Origin of the sequence: Shewanella sp. 10N.286.52.C2 (assembly GCF_002874545.1) — a bacterium.
GTDB lineage: Bacteria > Pseudomonadota > Gammaproteobacteria > Enterobacterales > Shewanellaceae > Shewanella.
In genome coordinates, this window is the sequence record NZ_MCTV01000039.1 from 244,447 (window position 1) to 266,350 (window position 21,904).

Consider the following 21,904-nt stretch of genomic DNA (forward strand, 5'->3'; position numbering starts at 1 on the left):
TTAACCTGGTCCCATATCTGAGTTATTACCGTTTATGTGATTGATATAATCAACGATGTCTTGATATCGATACTGACTGCAATAACCAAAACCTGACAGTTGCTTTACTTTGTTGCGGGTAAAAATCGGCACACTAATACCTGCTAAAAATTTAGTTTGAACCGCTACAGATATCGGCATAATGCCTTTTGCGTTCATATGAGTGCAAAACTCATTAAGATACTGCTGCAATGACGCTAATTGAGTGATTGGCGCTAATGCCTGTTGCGGCAACAATGCTATCTGCCCACGACAGACACTACAATGACCACAATGACTAGGTGCTTGCTGATCATCAAAATAACGCGCCAATTTAGCAGTAATACACTCAGTTGATTCAAAAAAACTAATAAGCTGATTTAAACGTTTTATCTCTTTGACTTCGTTACTTTGGAAGTAATCAGACAAACTTACAATAAGGTTTGGATTACTTAAAGCATTGATATCAACATTAAACACTTGGGTTATTTTTTTGGTTTCTAACTGGATATATTGTTTGTCTGCTAGGTAGTCTAACGCCGAAACTACCCGTTGCCTGTCTGCACCATATTGCTGATATAAGCTATCGAAATCTAGTTGACCCCATATTTTCTTAAAACGAGTATGCTCAAATATTTGCTGCAGAAACGCTTGGCGCTGGGGATCAAAACTGGCCAGCAACTGCTGTTTATCAATCAAAAATTGATACTTAAACTCAGCAAAATAAGCAAAGCTTGGTTGCACCACGTTGGCTAATTCAAGTTGAACTAACAGGGTTTTTAACGGCAACTGTTTAATGTTACAGCTAGTTGAAATCGCATACTCTTGCATTTCCCAGCGGCCATATTCAACTTCAGCGCTAATATGTTCTATTAAGTTGGTAATCGCTGAGGGTTCTGGCGTATCGCCATAAACAAAGTTTTCAATGGTATTTAAGCCATCTTTGTTAGCTAGCGTAATACAATGAGACAATTGCCCATCTCGGCCTGCACGGCCGATTTCTTGGCTGTAGTTTTCGATAGATTTCGGTAAATCGTAATGAACCACAAAACGGATATTGCTTTTATCTATTCCCATACCAAAGGCAATTGTGGCAACAATTACGTTGATTTGGCCGTCCATAAATTGCTGTTGGATGCGATTTCTGAGCTCTGAATCAAGTCCTGCATGATAAGCGGTGGCTTGAATATTGTTAGCACTTAAAAAAGCCGCGATATCTTCTGCCGTTTTTTGCAAGGTCACGTAGATAATCCCAGCACCTGTGCATTGCGATACTGTGTTGACTAATTCCAATTGCTTAGCGGCTTCAACAACAGGTTTGATACTGATATCTAAATTACTGCGATAAAAACCCGTTTGTACCACTTGCTCAGGCAAAATAGCAAAACGGTTGGCCATATCCAGCTTTACCTTTTCAGTGGCTGTGGCGGTTAATAACAACACTTGGGCAATACTAAATTGCTGCACATAAGATGGGATTTTTAAATAATCAGGCCTGAAGTTATGGCCCCATTCAGAGATACAATGAGCTTCATCAACGACTAATAATGAAATATCAATACTGCTAAGAAACTGCCTAAAACGTTCATTTTTAAAACGCTCAACTGACACCATTAAAATTTTTGTATGCCCGCGGCGAACATCACGCATAACCTGCTGTGTTTGCTCAAAGGTTAAGCTTGAATCTATGCTGGCGGCATTTATTCCCTTAGCATTTAAAAAAGCGATTTGATCTTTCATTAACGCAAGCAATGGCGATACCACTAAGGTGACATTAGCCAGTTGTAAGGCGCTAAATTGATAGCACAGTGATTTACCTGAGCCTGTAGGAAAAATGGCTAAAGAAGATGCTCCTGACAAAATATGTTTAATTACATCAATTTGCCCTTCTCTAAACTGATTAAATCCAAATTGCTGCTCGAGCTTTTGAATTAAATCGGCGTTGTCATGTAGTAATGGCGAAGGACTATCAAACGATGGAGTTTGCATACTGGAGCCTAGATTGATGATTAAAGCGAAGGCAATTATACGCTAACACGAATAAAATTGAAACTCTGAAGCTTATAAAACAATAACTTATAAAATACTTACCCGAGGTGAACACGGCTTTATTCATCAAAAGAATAAACAGTAATATCGGAGCATAAAGTTGAAATAAACAAGGTCGGTTAGCCTTTACGTGATAGGTATTGATTGATTAACAAGGTTAATTTGTCTTCGAAGGTTTCTTGAGCTTGCTCTAAATCATCGCCAAAGCGAACCATAAATTTAGTGGCTTGCTCACGAGATAACATGTTATTGGCTAGACAGTACGCCATTTCATCGAGTTGTTTGTTGTAACGTGGCTCTAAAAACCATTGGCATGTTGCAGTATCAAGGCTTGCCAGCATTTGCTGTGCTAAATCACAAAATATTTGTATGTGCTCCATACCATCGGGGCCCAAACAACCGGGCTCTAGACGATATAACACAATCAACTTACTTTCTAACATAGAGTAACACTCGCATCCGCTGCTTTTATGATGGTATTTAAACGCTATTTAGCCGCTGCGTTTAGCATTGCTTGTTCAAACTGCTGAATATAACTTTCAATCGGAATGATATCTTCTTTTAAACGACGATTTCTACCCAGTAACGACGACTCAACAAATAAATTAAACCACGAGCTCAATGCTTTGGAGTTTAATGGCTCGTCGATGGCTTCAAGGGCCAGAGCTGCCACTTCAGCAGTTGATAGCTGAAAATCATGGCTGCCTTTTCTTAATTCGTAATTAGCTAAGGTTTCAGGACTAAAAGAAAACAATGGCAATCTATGTAAATAAGGGCTTTTACGAAACATTTTGATCGCTTGACGCCAGCTACCATCTAATAAAATTAACAGCGGTATTTTACCAGTGGCGGCATTGTCACATTGACTAGGATGACTAACCACCATTTGCCCTTCTTGGGCATACTGCTCAGGAAATATCAGCATTGGCTGATATTTGGGGTCGTTGATCGCTTCAATCATTTGTTTATTGGGCTCAGTACGAGACCATAAATAAGCGCTAGTATTAGGGACTAAATCAGCAATTAAACGGCCACTGTTGGTTGGCTTTAGCACTTCATCATCATACATGACTAGCATGAAGTGGGCTTCAGTATTGATATATTGTCTATGTTGACAGGTACAGAAAATTTCTCCTAATAAACACCACTGGCAGCGAATGAGTTTTTTCCCTCTGGCAGCAAATGGTTTAGTTGAAATAGATTTTCGGTATTGATACAAACGATGAACTGCGTGTTGCTGCTCAGGAGGTAACGCCAACATGGGATTATTCTCGGTTACACGTTATAGTTTATAACGTTCAAAAAAATTCATCACCCAATTGGGTGATGAAGTTACTATAGAATTCTTTTTAGTAAAAGGTCAGCTTTTAAGCGCTTTATCCTGGTCATAATCTTTTTCACAGGAGCCGGATACTTTTGCACGGTTTCAATTTGACTATAATGGAACAGTTTTTCGGTATGCTGCAGAATAAATTCTTGTTCCGCCTCAAAACTTTGCTTCCACACACCACTGTCATCATGCAATAACAAACCATTTTCTAAATCCAACGCCCACGCTCTTGGGTTTAAATTAGAACCAGTGATGAGATGCTTTTTGCCATCAGCACTAATCCCTTTTAAATGATAACTATTGATACCGTCTTTCCATAAGTGGATCCGTAACTGACCGTTTTCAATCGCCCATTGCTGACGTTTTACAAACTTACGTAAGGTTTGTTCGTACATGTAAGGCAATGCGCCAATGGTAGAAAAATCTTTCTCTGGTGGGATATAAAAATCATTGGCGGTTTTATCACCCACCACGATATCAATACTCTTTCCATTACGTAAATGACGCGTCAACGCTCTCACTAAAGAGTTTGGTGGGTTAAAATACGGCGTACAGATAAACAGTGACTCGGTTGATTCATCAACCAATTTTATCACCACTTCGTTTAACTTATTCTTCTTGCGGCCTAAGCCTACAAGCGGCGTAACACGATTGCCAATACGGGTACTTTCAAACTGATAATCTGAACGTGATAAGCGAGTTTTAAAGGTGCGCATGTCATTTTTATCAGGGCATTTTTCGTCGCTGCTGTCTTGAGTCAACGGACAAACAGCCGGATCGCTAATTAGATGTTGCTCAATGAACTCACCCATACTGCGAGCAAGCTCAGCAGATTCCAGCACATGATAACGATCAAAACGGTACTTATCGTTTTGTTTAAAGTAAATGTTATTAATGCTAGCGCCGCTGAATATTACTGCATCATCAATGATGAAGCCTTTAAGGTGTAATACCCCTAAAAACTCGCGAGACTTAACTGGTACACCTAAGATGTCAAAAGGTGCCTTCGCAGCAGCCATGGCTTTGCGGTACATGATGTAATTACCACTATCACCTTTATGGCCAATTAGGCCACGCCTAGCTCTATGGTAGTCCACTAGGACAACTATTTTTAACTCTGGGTTAGCAGCTTTAGCTGCAAGTAACGCCTCAAGAACTTCTCGGCCCGCTTCATCATCTTCTAAATAAAGCGCAGCAATATATATCGCATTCGTAGCATTCGCGATGCGAGTTAACAATTCTTGTTTAAATTGAACCGGGGTTAATAACCACTTTAACGATTCATTTTGTAATGCGATACCACCAAGCTTATCCAGCAAGGCAACCTCCTTGAACTTAAACAGTTAAATGCTATTAACGTCGATATAAATTGACTAGGTAAGTATTTATCGTTTGTTTCTAATTTTGAATAATAAATACTGTCACTTAAAATTTATACTTTGTCATCGTTTTAACTGAATAACAAAAAATATTAGGAGATAGAAATTACCGACTTAGCGGCTTATGAGCAAGGCTTTTCTGATGTTATAGCCCTATTTGATGGGTTTATGAGGCTCAAGTGAACGATTTTGGATCAAACTTTTAAAGTGATTGTTAAGGCCTGTAGAAAAAACAACCTACGCTATCTTGTTTGAATAAATAAAAATCAATTATGTTGAGCAAAAAACAAACACAAAAACTGACGCTAAGGTCTAACATCAATTTTTATCGCTTCATCACTGTAATAATCCGTTAGATCACGTATTTTAGAGAGACTCAAACTTTTACTACTGGCTAGTTATGTATTTACTAATACGTATATTAATTGTTTCTTTATTTAGCTTACCTGTGTGGGCCGATGAATACTTAGCCAATGTGATGCAACATATTGCGCCTCCTCAATCACAACTGGCTATAAACATATGGGATATTGAAAAAAACAGCAGTGTTTACAGCATTAATGAGCAGACATTAATGCAACCCGCGAGCATCCAAAAGCTACTTACTGCCGTTGCAGCTACAAAGCAATTAGGTACTGATTTTTATTATGAAACCCAAGTATATATTGATGGAGTTGTAGTACAGCAGCAACTCAATGGTGATGTGTATATTAAATTTAGTGGTGATCCTAGCTTTACTCGTGAACAACTAAAACAACTACTCACCACACTTAAAACTAAGGATATACAACATATAAATGGCAATGTGATCTTAGTATCACCGACCAGTGAAAGTCTTAGAGCACCTGGCTGGGTATGGGATGACCTCGGTATTTGTTACGCAGCGCCAGTGTCCGATTTTATTATTGATAAAAACTGTGTCAGAGCAAGCCTAAGTCCACTAGCAGATAACGCATCTGAAATCATAATAGATGCACAATACCCAGTTGAAATCAGCACCAAGGCGGTTTTTAAACCTAATATAGACGTTACTCAAGCTAAGGCGCAATTTTGCGAGTTACACATGCAACGCTTTGACGGCAATCGCTATCGAATTTCAGGTTGTTACCCAGGCAATCAAACTATAAGTTTAGCCGTTGCTGTTAATGATCCGTCTCGCTATGCCAAAGATGTGGTCAAAGCCATACTCAATGACAAGCAAGTCAATTACGCTAATTTGATCATAAGTAAGCAAAGCATCCCGCCTAGCGCGCAGTTGTTAGCCACGCATCAGTCTGAAAAGTTACCCAAATTATTAAAGATCATGCTGGAAAAGTCAGATAATTTAATTGCCGATAGCTTATTAAAAAACATTGGCCAAGATTTTTACCGGCAAACGTTTAACAGCGATAACATAGAGGGTCTTTATATTAACGGCTTTACTATGGCCGCTAAAGCATTACAATCGATTTTAATCGAATTGAACTTACCATTTAATGATGCCAATCTCGTTGATGGCTCAGGCTTGTCTCGTTATAACTTACTGACTTCAGCACAAATGTTATCTGTGCTGCAACTCATCGACAGCGATACACGTTTTCAATACCTAACTGAGTTTTTACCTATATCTGGTAAAAGCGGCACCTTAAAATACCAACAACATTTCAATAAACCGCCTTTGAAAGCGGCAATATCAGCAAAAACAGGCACCATGCTAGGGGTTGAAAACTTAGCGGGATTTATTCAGGCAAAAAATGGTAAACACTATGCCTTTGTGATTATAGAAAATGGACTCACTCCTGATGCAAAACAAACAAGACTAGCCCCTTTTAGCGCGCTATTACTGCGAAGATTATATGATTTACAGCCATAAAAAAGCGCATTGTAAACTATGCGCTTTAACTCTCTTTCTCAAGCAGAAAATTGAACCAATTGGTGTTTAAAATAACTCTGCTGGCATAGCCATTATTGCATCATCACCTTGACTGACTTGAGCAATATGAAAATCTGCTTTTGGCAAAATTTTATCCATATAGAATTTAGCCACATAACGCTTTTGCTCACTAAAGCTGCTGTCATCATGACCAACTGCACGCTCTGCCATGAGTAATGAGTAATAGCCATATAGGATATAACCAAAGGCATCTAAGAAATCTACCGCACTGGCGTTGATTAATGCTGCTTGAGTAAGCTTGTTGTCATTGATGTAGTTTGCTAATGTCAGCAAATTATCAAAGCGTGAACTGATAGCTTTTCTGTCAGATTCAGAAACATGCTCAAAGCCCGCTAAATCAGCATTGATATCTGCCACAAACGCATTCAAAGTAGCAAGGTTATCACCAGTGACTTTACGGCCTAAGAAATCAATTGCTTGGATACCGTTCGTACCTTCATAAATTTGTGCAATACGGGTATCACGCACAAACTGCTCAATACCAGTTTCACGAATATAACCATGCCCACCAAATACTTGTTGCGCCATGATAGTGGCGTCTAATCCGCGGTCAGTTAGAAACGCTTTTGAAACCGGTGTCAGTAAGCCCACATACTTGGCTGCTTTTGCCTGAACATCACCTTCAGCATGCTTTGCTAAATCCAATTGTTTACCGGTAAATACTGATAACGCACGGCCAGCATCGGTAACCGACTTGATGGTTAATAACATGCGGCGCACATCGCCATGAACAATAATGGGGTCAGCCGCACTGCCTGTTGGCGAACCACCTGCTGCAATACCTTGCACACGTTCTTTAGCATAATCAGCAGCCATCTGATAAGCGCCTTGAGCACTACCAAGGCCTTGGATACCAATAGCTAAACGTTCGTAGTTCATCATGGTAAACATGCAAACCAGGCCGCGATCAGGACGTCCAACGAGGAAGCCTTTGGCACCATCATAGTTCATTACACACGTCGCTGATGCTTTTAAGCCCATTTTGTGTTCAATAGAGCCGACCGTCACACCATTAGCCCCACCTAAGCTACCATCATCGTTAACAGTGATTTTTGGTACTAGAAATAATGAAATACCTTTAGAGTTAGGAAGTTTCGCTAACACTAAGTGGATAACGTTTTCAGTAAGATCATGGTCACCACCTGTGATGAAAATTTTGCTACCAGTAATCGAGTAGCTACCATCATCTTGTGGTTCGGCTTTGGTGCGAATATTGCGTAAATCAGAACCTGCTTGCGGCTCTGTCATGTCCATGGCACCAGACCACTGACCTGAATACAAGTTAGGTAAATATTTAGCTTTTAATTCATCTGTCGCGTGTGCATTAATACACAGCGCAGCACCAGCAGTTAATGAGCTATACAGGGTAAATGAGTTACATGCGCTGTAATTCATTTCATCAACCAAAACACCTAACATTTTTGGCATTCCCATGCCACCAAAATCAGGTTCGCCACATAAACCTACCCAACCGCCTTCTGAAAACTGCTGGTAAACTTCTTTAAAGCCATCTGGTGTGATGACCTTATCATCTTGGTGCCTAACCCCTTGCTCATCACCACTTCTATTTATAGGATGAATCAAATCACGACTAATCTTGCTTGCTTCATCTAAAATAGCAACAGCAGTGTCCATATCAACCATCTCAGCGATATTTGGCATCGACTGCCAAGTATTCGTCGCATCGAATACGTTTTCTAACAAAAACTGCATGTCCTTTAAAGGGGCTTGGTAAGGGTTCATAGAATGCTCTTAAACAGATAATTAAAACAGTTGTTTCAATTTATACAAAAACCGCACTAAATACAAGATGAATCTAGTATTGTTATTGATTAATTTCTAGTGATAGAACAAACATAAAAGCATATTAAATACTGATAAATAAGTAACTTAGTATAAAGAACGCCTACAAAGAGTACAATTTATAGGCAAAGATTTGGATCTTACAAATAAGCGATTTAATTATTAAGCTTGCGCTCAAAGGCTGCGCCTAATAAAGCAAAATAATCGATCATCGCTGAGAATATTTGCGATCTGTGCTGCGCTGCTGGATACATCAATTGTGTCGCCAAATCCTTTTTTAATGTACCAGAGACTAAGTAATTGTTTTGTATATCACTACAAGCTTCAATCGCCGATTCAAATGCCCGTGCCATCAGTTCTGTGGGCTTAGAAAAATAATAACAGCCTTGCTGCTTATCAAGTTTGATTGCATTAGTGACATACTCACTGGGCTGTTCGCCATCATCAGACAACAACACCACTTTAAACAAAGCAGATAAATTGTCATTAAGCTTATGAGACTTTAATAGTGAATCATTTAGCCACAAGTCACTGGCGCATTGATATTTTTTAAATGAAAACCGGGGTGATACATCAAAAGCCTTATCGACAATATAATGATCAAATGCATGCCAAAACTCATGGGCTAAAGCCCCCGCGCCCGCATTTTTAGCAAGAGCTAACTCGCGAGTTAGCGGAGAATAATGGGCCTGCACACCTTTTTGACCACCACGACCGAATAACAAATTTAGCGTTTTACGAAGGCCAATAAGCTCTGTGGGTACTTGCAGTATTTGCGATAAATCTGCCATTGAATCAAATACTAAATTAGCGGCAAGATCAGATTCTTCTTTGGTTACCCATTTACCCACACTGATATGATTGAGGCCAAAACACTGTTTGATATCAATAAAATTAGCTTGTTCACCAGAGCGGTAATCGGCTCCATTTCGAAAATAGCGGGCTGTTTTTAACAAACATCACCTCAAAATTTATTCTACAGCTATGTAAATATCTGCAATAAAAAATGCCTCTTCATGAGGCATTTATTTCTGTTTTATCCCAAGCATTAGCTTGGGTTAAAAAACCTTACCACATTAAATCATCAGGAATAGCGTAATCAGCATAAGGATCGTTTTCTTCACTGGCCTGTTCAACTTGATTATCAGCAGATTCTTGCCATAAATACCCACACCACTCAGGTACCAACAAGTTAACTCGTTCAGCAAGTTTATGGGGCACAATATAACTTTTGTCTTCAAAACGCACGATACCAACAACACCCGTTTGTAATTGGCCTTGTAGTTTTTCATCCACATAAACAGATAAAATTTTATTCTCAACTGTAAAGTTAAATTTTATCTCGCCGCCTGCAGGTGCTTTAATCGCAAACTTAGTAAATTCAGTGATTAAACCACGTACCTGACCTTTTTCTGACGCTTCAGCAAAGCGCTGCTCGTTTAAGGCTTTGTCCTTCGCTGCTTGTTCAAGTTTTTGCTGGGCAATTTGTTGCTTTAACGCTGCACTGCCATCATCAATTTTCGCTTTCTTTTGTTTACGCTTTTGTGTTTTCACATCGCGCGCTTTTTGCTTACTGGCAAGTCCTGCTTTTAGCAGCTGCTCTTGTAATGCGTTTGCCATTTAAATCACCTATAAAAATTGTTCATATTACTGTGGTAAATGTTTTGCTAATGCATCCATTGCAGCGCCTGCGCCACCTAAAGACCAACCGCCATCGACGGGCAAAATGGTGCCTGTGATGTAGCTGGCCATGTCAGAAGCTAAAAATAACGCTGCATTGGCAATATCTTGTTTTTGACCATTGCGCTTTAATGGCACACTGTCTGCTATCATTGATTTTAAAGCTTTACTGGGCGCTAAGCGATCAAAACCTTCTGTCTCTTCGATTGGGCCAGGTACAATCGAGTTTACCCGTATCCCTTCAACGCCCCACTCCATTGCTAAAGTGCGAGTTAACATATCAACGCCGGCTTTAGCAGCGCATACGTGCACTTGCAAAGCCATTGGCACGTAAGCCTGAGGTGCAGAGATTTGTATCACGCTCGCATTGCCTTTAGTCAACAAAGGGTAAGCTTGCTTAATGACTTGAAAGCTACCTAATAAATCAATATCCATCACTGATTTAAAACCATTAACGGAGAGATCTTTTGCCCTTGAAGGGAAATTACCCGCAGCGCCGCTGATGAGTATATCAATAGTGTTATATTGATCAGCGATGCTATTGAAACCAGATGCAACTGCGTCTGAATCTCTGACATCAAAACTGACCCCAATATGCTTACCTTTGGGATTGGTTTGCTGCAGTAAAGCTAGCGCAGTATTGACTTTATCCATGTTACGACTGGCAACAGCCACATTGGCCCCCGCTTTTGCAAAAGCACACGCTATACCTAAATTGATACCACTGGTGCCACCTACAACAACGACATTCTTTCCTTGATAATTAAACATTTTATGCTCCTGCATGTGTGTTATTAATCAGTTTAAAAGTTGCGCTGCTATAGGCTAGTGCTGGCGAAAATGTTCGCTATTAACTGCTATTTAAGCGAGTTAACGATTGCCTGTAACGACGCTAATGGATCTGTCGCTTTAGTAATGGGTCTACCGATTACTAAATAATCTGAACCAGCCGCAATTGCTTTTGGTGGCGTCATAACACGGTGCTGATCACCGACATCAGCGCCAACGGGGCGAATGCCGGGAGTGACTAAATTAAAGTCTCCGCCAAATGTTTGTTTTAGCATAGTTGCTTCTTGAGCTGAGCACACTACACCATCTAGGCCTGCTTGCTGTGTTAACGCTGCTAGGCGTTTAACATGTTCTGAAGCTGGCACATTGATCCCTAATAGCGCGAGGTCTTCATCACTCATAGAAGTCAGCACTGTCACGGCGATTAATAATGGCGCATCTTTACCATAATTCCCTAATGCCGTTTTAGCAGCTTGCATCATGGCTAAACCGCCGCTTGCATGGACATTGGTCATCCAAACACCGAGATCGGCAGCTGCTGATACCGCTTTAGCCACAGTGTTAGGGATATCATGGAATTTTAAATCAAGAAATAAATCAAAATCACGGTCATGGATATCTTTAACCAGTTGTGGGCCGAATAAAGTAAACATCTCTTTGCCTACTTTTAAACGACACATAGTAGGATCAAGTTTATCGATTAAAGCAAGCGCCTCATTTTTATTGTCATAATCTAAGGCCACTACAATCGGTTTATCTGCCATGTTCACTCCAGTAATATAAAAAATCAGTTATTCGCCATCTAGCCCTTTTACGCGTTTTATACTTCCCCACTCTTTACATGATGGACAATGCCAGTAAAGGCTGTGTGCAGGGAAACCGCATGAGCTACAACGATAACTAGGACGAAATTTAATTTGTTGTTCTACTAACTTTTCAAGCATTGAAAGACTTTGTTTCGCTTGGCCATCTTCAGCTTGCTTGATATGCAATTGCATTAAATGTTGGAAACCTTTCATTGTTGGATGTCGATACAAATGATCGAGCACCATTTTTTCGGCATTTTCACTAAAGCCTTGCTGAATTTTATGCTGAGCTAACGCAATAATTACTGACGCGCTAGCGCCTTCTTGTAAAGCTTGCTGAAGCAAGGTTTGGTAACCTTCAAGATCGTTACTGTCGCGGTAGACTTGCTTAGCAATACCAATGGCATCAGCAAATAACTCTATATCGGCAAGTTTTAACTCGACTAAGCTTTTTTTACATAGGCTTACTTGGTTAGCATCAAGATATATCTTCGCTAGCGTTAACCAGGCACGGCCACATTTATCATCTAATTTAATGGCTTGTTGGAGATATTTGATTTTTTCAGCGTTTCCAGATTCTTCATCAGCGAGTTGACAATAAAAATGAGCGGTTACATGTTTTAAAACTTGCTGGCGTTTGCGACTTAGGCGTTTAGTAATATTAATGGCGTTTTGCCATTCTTTAGTGACTTGATAAATTGATATTAATGCAGTTTCAGCTTCTTCGCTGTGATCATCTTGACTAACAAGATTAATAAAGATTTCTTCAGCTCTATCGTAAAAGCCGGCGGCTAAATAGTCTTTACCTAACTCCATCATGGCAATATCGCGTTGCTCTGTGGTCAGGCTTGGTCTAGCGATGAGGTTTTGATGTATTCTAATGGAGCGGTCTACTTCACCGCGCTTTCTAAATAATGAACCTAAAGATAAATGGGTATCTATGGTTTCATCGTCAACATCTAGCATGGTAATGAACAAATCAACCGCTTTATCTGATTCATTAGACAACAAAAAATTAAGCCCTGTAAAATAATCACGGCTTAGTTTTTTACTTTGTTGTTTTTGATTCTGTCTTATACTTCTTCGACCCATATACCAGCCATAGCCGGCCGCGATAGGTAATAACAGAAAGAGGATTTCAAGCATATTACGCTACAGTATCCTGTGACATTGGTTGAGATTGTTGTTCTAACAGTTGCTCTGTTAATTGGGCAATTTGCTTTTTGTTTTTTCTTAATATGATTTTGAATTTTAAAATATAATAAGCAGCAAATAACCAGCTTATGACAAAACCACTGAAAAAAACAACAGCGAGTACGACGGGTAAACGATACTGACCTTCTGCAATAAAATAACTTACAGTGACAATTTGTTCATTCTTAGCACCAAAAAGTAAAGCTAGGACAAAGAATAAACCAACAATAACAATGGCAATAAATGATTTCACGTGAGTCTCCATTCAACGTCGCAATATAATTGATTATCCAAGATATTTGCTAAAGTAACCAGCTTTGCAGTGCAATAGATACAAAAAAGCCTCCAAAAGGAGGCTTTTTAATCAAGCGTTAATTAAACATTAACCGCATCGACACGTTCACGCAGTTCTTTGCCTGGCTTAAAGTGCGGTACATATTTGCCTTCCAAGTCAACTGAGGTTCCAGTTTTTGGATTACGACCAACACGTGGTGCACGATAATGAAGAGAAAAACTACCAAAGCCACGGATTTCAATACGATCCCCGCCTTCTAATGTTGTTGCCATTTGCTCCAACATTTCTTTAATAGCACTTTCCACTTCTTTAGCCGACAACTGCGACTGCCCAGTGGCAAGCTTTTCGATCAGTTCGGATTTAGTCATCCTTTACCCTCTATAATCAAGCCAAAACAGTCGCCTAATGGGGAGCGAACTCCCCAAACAACAGGCGATATATTACTTACGAGCTGCCTTGAACGCTTCAGCCATTGCATTACTAATAACAGCATCTTCTTGCTTGTTAATAGTTGCCATAGCTTCTTTCTCATCTGCTTCATCTTTCGCTTTGATAGATAAGCTGATAGAACGATTCTTGCGATCTACGCCCATGAACTTAGATTCAACTTTGTCACCTACAGCGAATACTGTAGATGCGTCTTCGATACGCTCGCGAGAGATATCTGCAACGCGAAGGTAACCTTCAACAGTTTCAGCTAGTTCAATTGTAACGCCTTTAGCGTCAACAGCAGTAACTACACCATTTACAATAGTACCTTTCTTCTTATCTGCCAAGTAGGCATTGAAAGGATCGTCTTCAGTTTGCTTAACGCCTAAGCTGATACGCTCGCGCTCAGGGTCAACTGAAAGTACTACTGCATGGATTTCGTCGCCTTTCTTGTACTCAGAAACAGCGTCTTCGCCAGTTCCGTTCCAAGAAATGTCAGAAAGGTGAACAAGACCATCGATGCCACCGTCAAGACCAATGAAGATACCGAAGTCAGTGATAGACTTGATCTTACCAGAAACTTTATCGCCCTTGTTGAAACGAGTAGCGAAATCATCCCATGGATTAGTCTTACATTGCTTAAGACCTAGAGAAATACGACGACGTTCTTCATCGATGTCTAATACTAGAACTTCAACTTCATCACCTAAGTTAACAACTTTAGATGGGTGAATGTTCTTATTAGTCCAATCCATTTCAGAAACGTGAACAAGACCTTCAACGCCTTCTTCGATTTCAACGAAACAACCGTAGTCAGTTAGGTTAGTTACGCGACCAGTTAAGCGTGTGCTTTCTGGGTAGCGCTTGCTGATTTCTAACCATGGATCTTCGCCAAGTTGCTTAAGACCTAGTGATACGCGTGTACGCTCACGGTCATACTTAAGAACTTTAACGTTGATTTCGTCACCAACATTAACGATTTCAGATGGGTGCTTAACGCGCTTCCAAGCCATATCAGTGATATGTAGAAGACCGTCAACGCCACCTAAGTCTACGAATGCACCGTAGTCAGTAAGGTTCTTAACGATACCTTTAACTGCTTGACCTTCTTGAAGGTTCTCAAGAAGAGCATCACGCTCGGCACTGCTTTCTGATTCGATAACAGCACGACGTGAAACAACAACGTTGTTACGCTTCTGGTCAAGTTTGATAACTTTGAATTCTAATTCTTTGTACTCTAGGTGAGCAGTATCGCGAACTGGGCGAACGTCTACTAGAGAACCTGGTAAGAAGGCACGGATACCGTTTAATTCAACAGTGAAACCACCTTTAACTTTACCATTGATGATACCGATTACAGTTTCAGCATCTTCATACGCTTTTTCTAGAACAATCCAAGCTTCGTGACGCTTAGCTTTTTCACGAGATAATTGAGTTTCACCGAAACCGTCTTCAACAGAGTCAAGTGCAACATCAACTTCATCGCCAACAGCGATTTCTAAAACACCTTGAGCGTTTTTGAATTCGTCAGCAGAGATAGGGCTTTCAGACTTAAGACCAGCGTCAACAAGTACAGTACCGTTTTCGATGCGTACTACTACGCCACGTACGATAGAACCAGGACGGAACTCAAGTTCATTTAGGGATTGTTCAAATAGATCAGCAAAAGATTCAGTCATTTTATGATTACTTTCTTTTATAAACCACCATCCATCCTAGATGTGGAGTCAATTAATTGATTTACATCTTCCGTGATATAAATGTTGTTTGATAAATTCTCAGAATTAAGAAATTACCTTAAGTTTTTATTGATGTGTTCAAGCACAAGCTCAAGCACTTCATTAATACCTATGCCACTAGTATCAATAACTAGCGCGTCATCTGCAGGCACTAAAGGTGAGACAGAGCGATTAATATCGCGGTCATCACGCTCAATGATTTCAGATAAAAGGCGATCGATATTAACATCGAAGCCTTTGTCCTGCAACTGTTTATAGCGTCGCTGCGCCCTTTCCTCTGCGGATGCAGTTAGGAATATTTTTGCGGGTGCGTTAGGAAAAACCACTGTTCCCATGTCACGCCCATCGGCGACTAAACCCGGTTCAGTACAAAAAGCGCGTTGTCGTCTCAGTAATGCTTCTCTTACGCGAGGTAAAGCAGCGATTTTAGATGCTGCATTACCACATTCTTGAGTACGAATACTGGTTGAAACGTCTTCACCTTCTAAAATGACTTTTACAAGGTCACTGCCCGCTAAGAACTGCACGTCTAAATGAGAAGCAAGTAAGGTGATCGCCTCTTCATTTTCTAATTCAACATCGTGATGAATGGCTGCAAGGGCTAAAACACGATAGATAGCGCCGCTATCTAGTAAGTGCCATTCAAGTCGCTCAGCGACGAGTTGGCATATGGTCCCTTTTCCTGCACCGCTTGGTCCGTCGATTGTGACTACTGGAGCACGTTCAGACATAAATTCCTCCGAAAAAAACAATCTTCCATGAATATAAAAAGGTTCATCAAAATGAGCGGGCGGCATTGTACAACAATTTACAGCAAAATACTGGAGAAAATTTACGATATTCAATCAAGATCAAATGACGGCAGTATATTGACTGCCGTCATATTTAAGACTTAAACCAAGCGCTTTACTCACCGATACGTGCAAATTCAGTAAAATAGGCTGGGAAGGTTTTAGAGGTGCAATCTGGATCATTAATGGTAATACCGCAATCAGCAAAAGCCAGCATTGAAAAACACATCGCCATTCGGTGATCGTTGTAAGTGTCAATTGCTGCTGTATTTAAAACAGCTGGTGGCGTAACGGTAATATAGTCATGACCCTCGTCAACGGTTGCACCGACTTTACGTAATTCAGTGGCCATTGCTGCAAGACGATCGGTTTCTTTAATGCGCCAGTTGTAAATGTTTGTGATACGTGTGGTGCCTTCGGCAAATAATGCCGCAGTTGCAATGGTCATTGCCGCATCTGGAATGTGATTCATGTCTAAATCAACCGCGGTTAATTTTGCTTGGCGCGCGATAATAAAATCGTCGCCCCACTCGATGTCTGCGCCCATTTTTTCGAGTACATCAGCAAATTTAACATCGCCTTGAATACTGAGTTTACCGACACCGGTCACTTTGACTTCACCGCCTTGAATTGCGCCAGCAGCAAGAAAGTATGAAGCAGAGGATGCATCGCCTTCAACTAGCACTTTACCTGGGGAAGCATATTTCTGACCTGTAGGTATTTCAAAACGGCGGTAGTCATGATTGATCACTTCAACACCAAAACGGGCCATTAGTGCGATAGTGATATCAATATATGGTTTAGACACTAACTCACCTTTAATGGTGATATTAACCGTGTCTTTGGTTAATGGCGCTACCATTAACAAAGCTGTGAGGAACTGACTGGATAAATCCCCCGCTATCTCAACATCACCGCCATTTAAACCATTGGCATTAATCGTCAGCGGTGGAAAACCATCATTTTTAAGATAGCTCACTTCAGCACCGAGTTGACGTAGTGCATCAACAAGATCGCCAATAGGACGCTCTTCCATACGTGGTTCGCCCGTTAAGGTGAACTCGCCACTGCCCAGTGTCAATGCCGCGCATAAAGGCCGCATTGCTGTCCCCGCATTACCTAAAAATAAGCTTTGCGCTTGTTCCGCCGTAATAGGCTTACCTAAGCCTTGTAGCTCACATACGGTGTTATTTTCAGATAATTGGTAATCAACGCCTAATTGCTTTAATGATGCCAACATATAGCGAATATCATCTGAATCAAGCAGATTTGTTAGCGTGGTTCTGCCTTCGGCTAAGGTTGCTAATAACAGCGCTCTATTCGAAATACTCTTAGAGCCAGGAATATTGACAACGCCATTTACTTTTTGGATCGGATCAAGACGCAATTGTTTCATTACAAGTTCTTCTTAAATGTCTTCTCCCTGCTACGGAAGAATAAATGTGTATGGGCTAAAGAGAAAATGACGTCTTTGTCAATTTATCTATACGAATTAGATGGTATAAACTTAATAAATTATTCTTGAATACAAATTTACTGATTGCAGCCAATGATTCAAGGGATAACTGAAATTAAATGACAGTTTTACGCTGAACTTGAATTATTTGCGTAAAAAAAGCGCAACTCGGCCATTTATATGACCCAAACAGCCAACTTCATTAAGCAAATAAATGACTTTTTTGGTAAAAGTGTAAACTTTAAACTATGTAAAATCTTTATTTTAGGTAGTTTCTAGAAATAGCCATTTCAATCCGTATTTAAACCACGTTATGCTAAACAAAACCCTACTTTTATTTTTAATACTATAAGGTCAATGGCCATGTTTAACGCGTTAACTGCAATGCCTGCAGATCCCATTCTTGGTTTACTTACTCAGTACCGCCAAGACACTCACCCACAGAAGATTGACCTCGGGGTTGGTGTTTACAAAGACCCAATCGGCAATACGCCTATTCTTGATTGTGTAAAGACAGCAGAGCGACTGCGCACTGAGTCTGAAACGACTAAGGTTTATATTGGCCCTACTGGTTCTCCTCAGTTTAATACTTTGATGACAGAACTAGCATTTGGCGAAGCTCACAGTGCATTAATTGCTGACCGTATCCGAACGGTATCAACGCCTGGTGGCACAGGTGCCCTGCGCGTTGCTGCTGAATTTATTAAAAGCTGTAATCCTAATGCCGTGTTATGGGTGAGCGATCCAACCTGGGCTAACCATACTGGCTTATTTGAAGCCGCTGGCATCACTGTAAAAACTTACCCATATTATGATTACGATGCGAAAACTCTAAAATTTGATGAAATGAAAGCGGCATTAAATAAGATCGGTAGTAACGATGTGGTACTACTACATGCATGTTGTCATAACCCAAGCGGCATGGATTTAACCAATGCCCAGTGGGATGAAGTCATCAGCATTACCGCTAAGCAAGGTTTTACCCCATTAATTGATATGGCATATCAAGGGTTTGGTGATGGCGTTGATGAAGATGCTTACGGCGTTCGTCAAATGGCCGCTCAAGTTGAAGAAATGATCTTATGTAGTTCATGTTCTAAAAACTTTGGTTTATACCGTGAACGAATTGGTGCTTGTAGCATTATGGCTAAAGATAGCACTAAGGCGAATATTGCTTTTTCTGTACTCTTGTATGTAGTGCGTTGTATTTACTCAATGCCGCCAGCTCATGGCGCTGCCCTTGTTGAAACCATTTTAGGTGACGCACAATTAAAGCAGCAATGGTTAGATGAGTTAACCGTTATGCGCAACCGCATTAATGGCAATCGACAAATGTTGGTCAACAAATTAATAGAACAAGGGGTTAAACAAGATTTCAGCTTTATTGCTAACCAAAAAGGCATGTTCTCTTTCTTAGGGATTAATGCTGAGCAAGTTGAAACCCTTAAAAAAGAACATAGCATTTATATGGTCGGCTCAAGCCGTATGAGTATTGCGGGTATAAGCGAAACAAATGTTGATTACCTTGCAAAATCAATCGCAATAATTCTTTAACTATCTGGTTGTAAGCCAATAATTGCGTTTAAAAAAGCGAATAATGACTGCTCATTATTCGCTTTTTATTCTGTAGAGCTAAAGCTCAACAATGTAACTTGGTATCGCTTTAGCTATGCTGCTTAGCAAAAGCTTGCATAAAGTCAACCAGTGCCTGCACACCCGCTAACGGCATAGCATTGTAAATACTGGCACGCATGCCGCCTACTACTCTATGACCTTTTAAGGCGACCAAGCCTGCTTGCTCAGCTTGGGCTAAAAACTCACTATCTAAGCTACTATCGCTTAATTGGAATGTCACATTCATCCGTGAACGGTTTTGCTTACAAACACCGTTGGTATAAAACGGGTTGTTATCAATACAGTCATACAGCATTTGCGCTTTTTGCTGATTTAATGCTTCCATTGCAGCTACGCCGCCTACTGATGTTAACCAGTCAAACACTTCGGCAGCTAAGTACCAGGCGAACGTGGGTGGCGTATTGAACATCGAGTCATTGGCTTGTGCGATACGGTAATCCATAATCGATGACTGCGGCAAACTGGGTAGCTGCAACATATCATCTCTGACAATCACGATAGACAAACCTGAAGGGCCGATATTTTTTTGAGCGCCAGCGTAAATCAAACCATACTTACTGACATCGATTTTTCGCGACATAATGGTTGAAGACAAATCAACCACGACTGGCCAAGGACACTCAATTTCATCAAAAATTTCGATGCCATCAACGGTTTCATTGGCGCAAAAGTGCAAATAACGATAATCGTCACTATGCGCGCTAAAGTCAGGCAGCACCACCTGATTTAAACCATCGAAATTTTCAATGATATTGACTTGATCAATGTTGTTTTCACCAACCAGTTTTATCGCTTCTTTTACCGCAGCCGTTGACCATTGGCCATTAACTAAATACAAGGCTTTACCGTTGTCACCTAAGAAATTATTAACAACATTGGTAAATTGACCTCGTCCGCCGCCATGCATAAACAAAACGTGATAGTTTTTTGGAATATCCATCAAGGTACGTAAGGTTTTCTCGGCATGTTGGGTTAACGCCATAAACTCTTTACTACGATGACTAATTTCCATTACGGACACACCCAAGCCATTCCAGTTAATTAATTCTTGCTGCGCTTTTTGCATCACAGCTTGAGGTAACATGGCAGGTCCAGCACAGAAATTATAAATAGCGCTCACAGCATTGTCCTTATATCGTTTTTAGTTAACACATTCATAATGTATCGAATTCTCAGCAGTATATCGCAACTGTTTGGCAGCTAAAATGAAAATTAATCATCAATGCTGATTCTGTCGAGCTTTATTGCTAGTTAATGACAATAAACGACAACGCTATTTTAAAAACTAAGTGCTATTTATCACTAGTAAAGTGAGAAAAATTACACAACAATAGTCATACTAAAGCATTAGGTTATAGTCTCTTTGGAGATTGGCCTTGTGTCAGTGTTAACTAGAATAATAAATACCGTAACGCGGTCATGGATATTTACATGTTTTCAAAATCGGCTTTTATCGTAGGCACGCTTTCTTTAGCAATAAGCACTGTCCTTGTCAGTAAGCCAACACATGCTTCAATTTATAACGGCGTATCTGATAAATTTAAGCAAAAATTTCATCAGCAACTTAAAAAGAACAAAGTCCCGGGCGGTGCGTTTGTTATTGTCGAAGGCGACAAGATTCTAAAGCTCAGTTATTACGGTAAACGCAGCAAAGGTAGCGCTTTAAATGTAAATGCCAATACGGTGTTTCGACTTGCATCTGTATCTAAAACCTTTGCAGGTACTCTGGCCAGTATGTTAGTCCAGGAAAATAAACTTGACTGGCAACAACCGATAAATGCTTATCTTCCAAGCTTTGTATTAGCTGATCCTAAAGCCAGTCAGAAAATTAACCTAGGCCATATTATCGGTCAAAGCACAGGCTTAATGCCAAATAGCTACGATAACTTAGTCAATGCCAATGTAAGCAAGGATAAAATTCTAAATAAGTTTTCAGAAATAACCCCAATGTGCAGGCCTGGCGTTTGCTATAGCTACCAGAATGTAGCCTTTTCATTTATCGAATCTGCCATTGAGCAAAAAAGTGGCCTAAGCTACGAGAACTACATTGAAAAACGCATCTTTAAGCCACTAGAGATGAATAACGCCTCAACAGGCTATACAGCATTTATGGCGGAAAAAAATCGCGCAGAGCCACACATTAAGACTAAATCAGGCTTTAAAAAAGTATCAGTAAAACCAAACTACTATGAACTGGCTCCAGCGGCAGGCGTCAATGCGAGCATTACTGATATGTCCAAGTGGTTAATCGCCAACTTAGGCGAGAAACCTGCTGTACTTTCAAGCGCTGTGATTAATGATGTGACGACGCCAGGCGTTAAAACAACCAAGGAGCTTCGCCGCCGAGATTGGCGTACCTACCTTGATAATGCTTATTACGGCAAAGGATGGCGGGTATATGAGTTTGAAGGCCGGCCATTAATTTATCACGCTGGTTGGGTAGCGGGTTATGTTGCTGAAATTTCCTATTCTCCCGAGCTGAATATCGGCATGGTAATGCTATTGAATGGTGAGTCGAGAGTTATTGCTAAATTGAGTTCTGCTTTTTGGCATGATGTATTTAAACAGCAAAACTAAT

General features: G+C 40.4%; 19 protein-coding genes. 3 read left to right on the forward strand and 16 right to left on the reverse strand.

The genetic code is table 11. From position 1 onward, the window contains the following. The 4 genes from BCU94_RS14905 to pssA all read right to left on the reverse strand — a co-directional run bounded on the left by BCU94_RS14905 (position 1) and on the right by pssA (position 4,716). Positions 1–2,007 (reverse strand): ATP-dependent DNA helicase RecQ, encoded by a 2,007-nt coding sequence (locus BCU94_RS14905; protein WP_102476824.1) that lies wholly within the window; start codon positions 2,005–2,007, stop codon positions 1–3. A 179-nt stretch (positions 2,008–2,186) separates the two neighbouring features. Further along, positions 2,187–2,510, reverse strand: a complete 324-nt coding sequence (locus tag BCU94_RS14910; RefSeq protein ID WP_102439834.1) for a hypothetical protein — start codon at positions 2,508–2,510, stop codon at positions 2,187–2,189. A 44-nt stretch (positions 2,511–2,554) separates the two neighbouring features. Further along, positions 2,555–3,325 (reverse strand): DTW domain-containing protein, encoded by a 771-nt coding sequence (locus BCU94_RS14915; RefSeq protein WP_102439847.1) that lies wholly within the window; start codon positions 3,323–3,325, stop codon positions 2,555–2,557. A gap of 77 nt (positions 3,326–3,402) precedes the next feature. Further along, positions 3,403–4,716, reverse strand: coding sequence for a CDP-diacylglycerol--serine O-phosphatidyltransferase (pssA, locus tag BCU94_RS14920; protein WP_102439833.1), 1,314 nt, complete (start codon positions 4,714–4,716; stop codon positions 3,403–3,405). A 460-nt stretch (positions 4,717–5,176) separates the two neighbouring features. On the opposite strand from pssA, the gene dacB reads away from it, so the two are divergent. Further along, entirely contained in the window at positions 5,177–6,628 is a 1,452-nt protein-coding gene (gene dacB, locus BCU94_RS14925) for a D-alanyl-D-alanine carboxypeptidase/D-alanyl-D-alanine-endopeptidase (protein ID WP_102476825.1), read from the forward strand. Positions 6,629–6,694: 66 nt separating this feature from the next. Here dacB and BCU94_RS14930 read toward each other — a convergent pair whose 3' ends face one another. The 11 genes from BCU94_RS14930 to aroA form a co-directional block, all read right to left on the reverse strand. Next, entirely contained in the window at positions 6,695–8,452 is a 1,758-nt protein-coding gene (locus BCU94_RS14930; protein WP_102476826.1) for an acyl-CoA dehydrogenase C-terminal domain-containing protein, read from the reverse strand. Between the two features lie 215 nt (positions 8,453–8,667). After that, a complete protein-coding gene (locus BCU94_RS14935; RefSeq protein WP_102476827.1) occupies positions 8,668–9,468 on the reverse strand; it encodes a CLCA_X family protein in 801 nt (266 codons plus the stop codon). Positions 9,469–9,580: 112 nt separating this feature from the next. Then, a complete protein-coding gene (locus BCU94_RS14940; RefSeq protein ID WP_102439829.1) occupies positions 9,581–10,132 on the reverse strand; it encodes a DUF2058 domain-containing protein in 552 nt (183 codons plus the stop codon). 27 nt (positions 10,133–10,159) lie between these two features. Further along, complete coding sequence (locus BCU94_RS14945) at positions 10,160–10,963, reverse strand: SDR family oxidoreductase (protein ID WP_102476828.1); 804 nt, start codon at positions 10,961–10,963, stop codon at positions 10,160–10,162. Between the two features lie 86 nt (positions 10,964–11,049). Then, on the reverse strand, positions 11,050–11,745 hold the full coding sequence (gene pyrF, locus BCU94_RS14950; protein ID WP_102439827.1) for an orotidine-5'-phosphate decarboxylase: 696 nt from the start codon (positions 11,743–11,745) through the stop codon (positions 11,050–11,052). 27 nt (positions 11,746–11,772) lie between these two features. Further along, positions 11,773–12,933, reverse strand: coding sequence for a lipopolysaccharide assembly protein LapB (gene lapB / locus BCU94_RS14955; RefSeq protein WP_102476829.1), 1,161 nt, complete (start codon positions 12,931–12,933; stop codon positions 11,773–11,775). A 1-nt stretch (position 12,934) separates the two neighbouring features. After that, positions 12,935–13,234: a lipopolysaccharide assembly protein LapA domain-containing protein gene (locus BCU94_RS14960; protein ID WP_102439825.1), complete on the reverse strand. Its 300-nt coding sequence runs from the start codon at positions 13,232–13,234 to the stop codon at positions 12,935–12,937. 122 nt (positions 13,235–13,356) lie between these two features. Then, entirely contained in the window at positions 13,357–13,644 is a 288-nt protein-coding gene (gene ihfB, locus BCU94_RS14965) for an integration host factor subunit beta (protein WP_076536501.1), read from the reverse strand. A 72-nt stretch (positions 13,645–13,716) separates the two neighbouring features. Next, on the reverse strand, positions 13,717–15,405 hold the full coding sequence (gene rpsA, locus BCU94_RS14970; protein WP_277869102.1) for a 30S ribosomal protein S1: 1,689 nt from the start codon (positions 15,403–15,405) through the stop codon (positions 13,717–13,719). A gap of 92 nt (positions 15,406–15,497) precedes the next feature. Continuing rightward, a complete protein-coding gene (cmk, locus tag BCU94_RS14975; protein ID WP_102476830.1) occupies positions 15,498–16,175 on the reverse strand; it encodes a (d)CMP kinase in 678 nt (225 codons plus the stop codon). A 175-nt stretch (positions 16,176–16,350) separates the two neighbouring features. Beyond that, on the reverse strand, positions 16,351–17,631 hold the full coding sequence (gene aroA, locus BCU94_RS14980; protein WP_102476831.1) for a 3-phosphoshikimate 1-carboxyvinyltransferase: 1,281 nt from the start codon (positions 17,629–17,631) through the stop codon (positions 16,351–16,353). Positions 17,632–18,054: 423 nt separating this feature from the next. On the opposite strand from aroA, the gene BCU94_RS14985 reads away from it, so the two are divergent. Beyond that, complete coding sequence (locus tag BCU94_RS14985) at positions 18,055–19,245, forward strand: amino acid aminotransferase (protein WP_102476832.1); 1,191 nt, start codon at positions 18,055–18,057, stop codon at positions 19,243–19,245. Between the two features lie 109 nt (positions 19,246–19,354). Here the strand turns inward: BCU94_RS14985 and serC are convergent, their stop codons facing one another. Continuing rightward, positions 19,355–20,446, reverse strand: coding sequence for a 3-phosphoserine/phosphohydroxythreonine transaminase (gene serC, locus BCU94_RS14990; protein WP_102476834.1), 1,092 nt, complete (start codon positions 20,444–20,446; stop codon positions 19,355–19,357). Positions 20,447–20,757: 311 nt separating this feature from the next. Between serC and BCU94_RS14995 the strand changes: the two genes are divergently transcribed. Beyond that, positions 20,758–21,903, forward strand: a complete 1,146-nt coding sequence (locus BCU94_RS14995) for a serine hydrolase domain-containing protein (RefSeq protein WP_102476835.1) — start codon at positions 20,758–20,760, stop codon at positions 21,901–21,903. The last annotated feature ends 1 nt before the right edge of the window (position 21,904 follow it).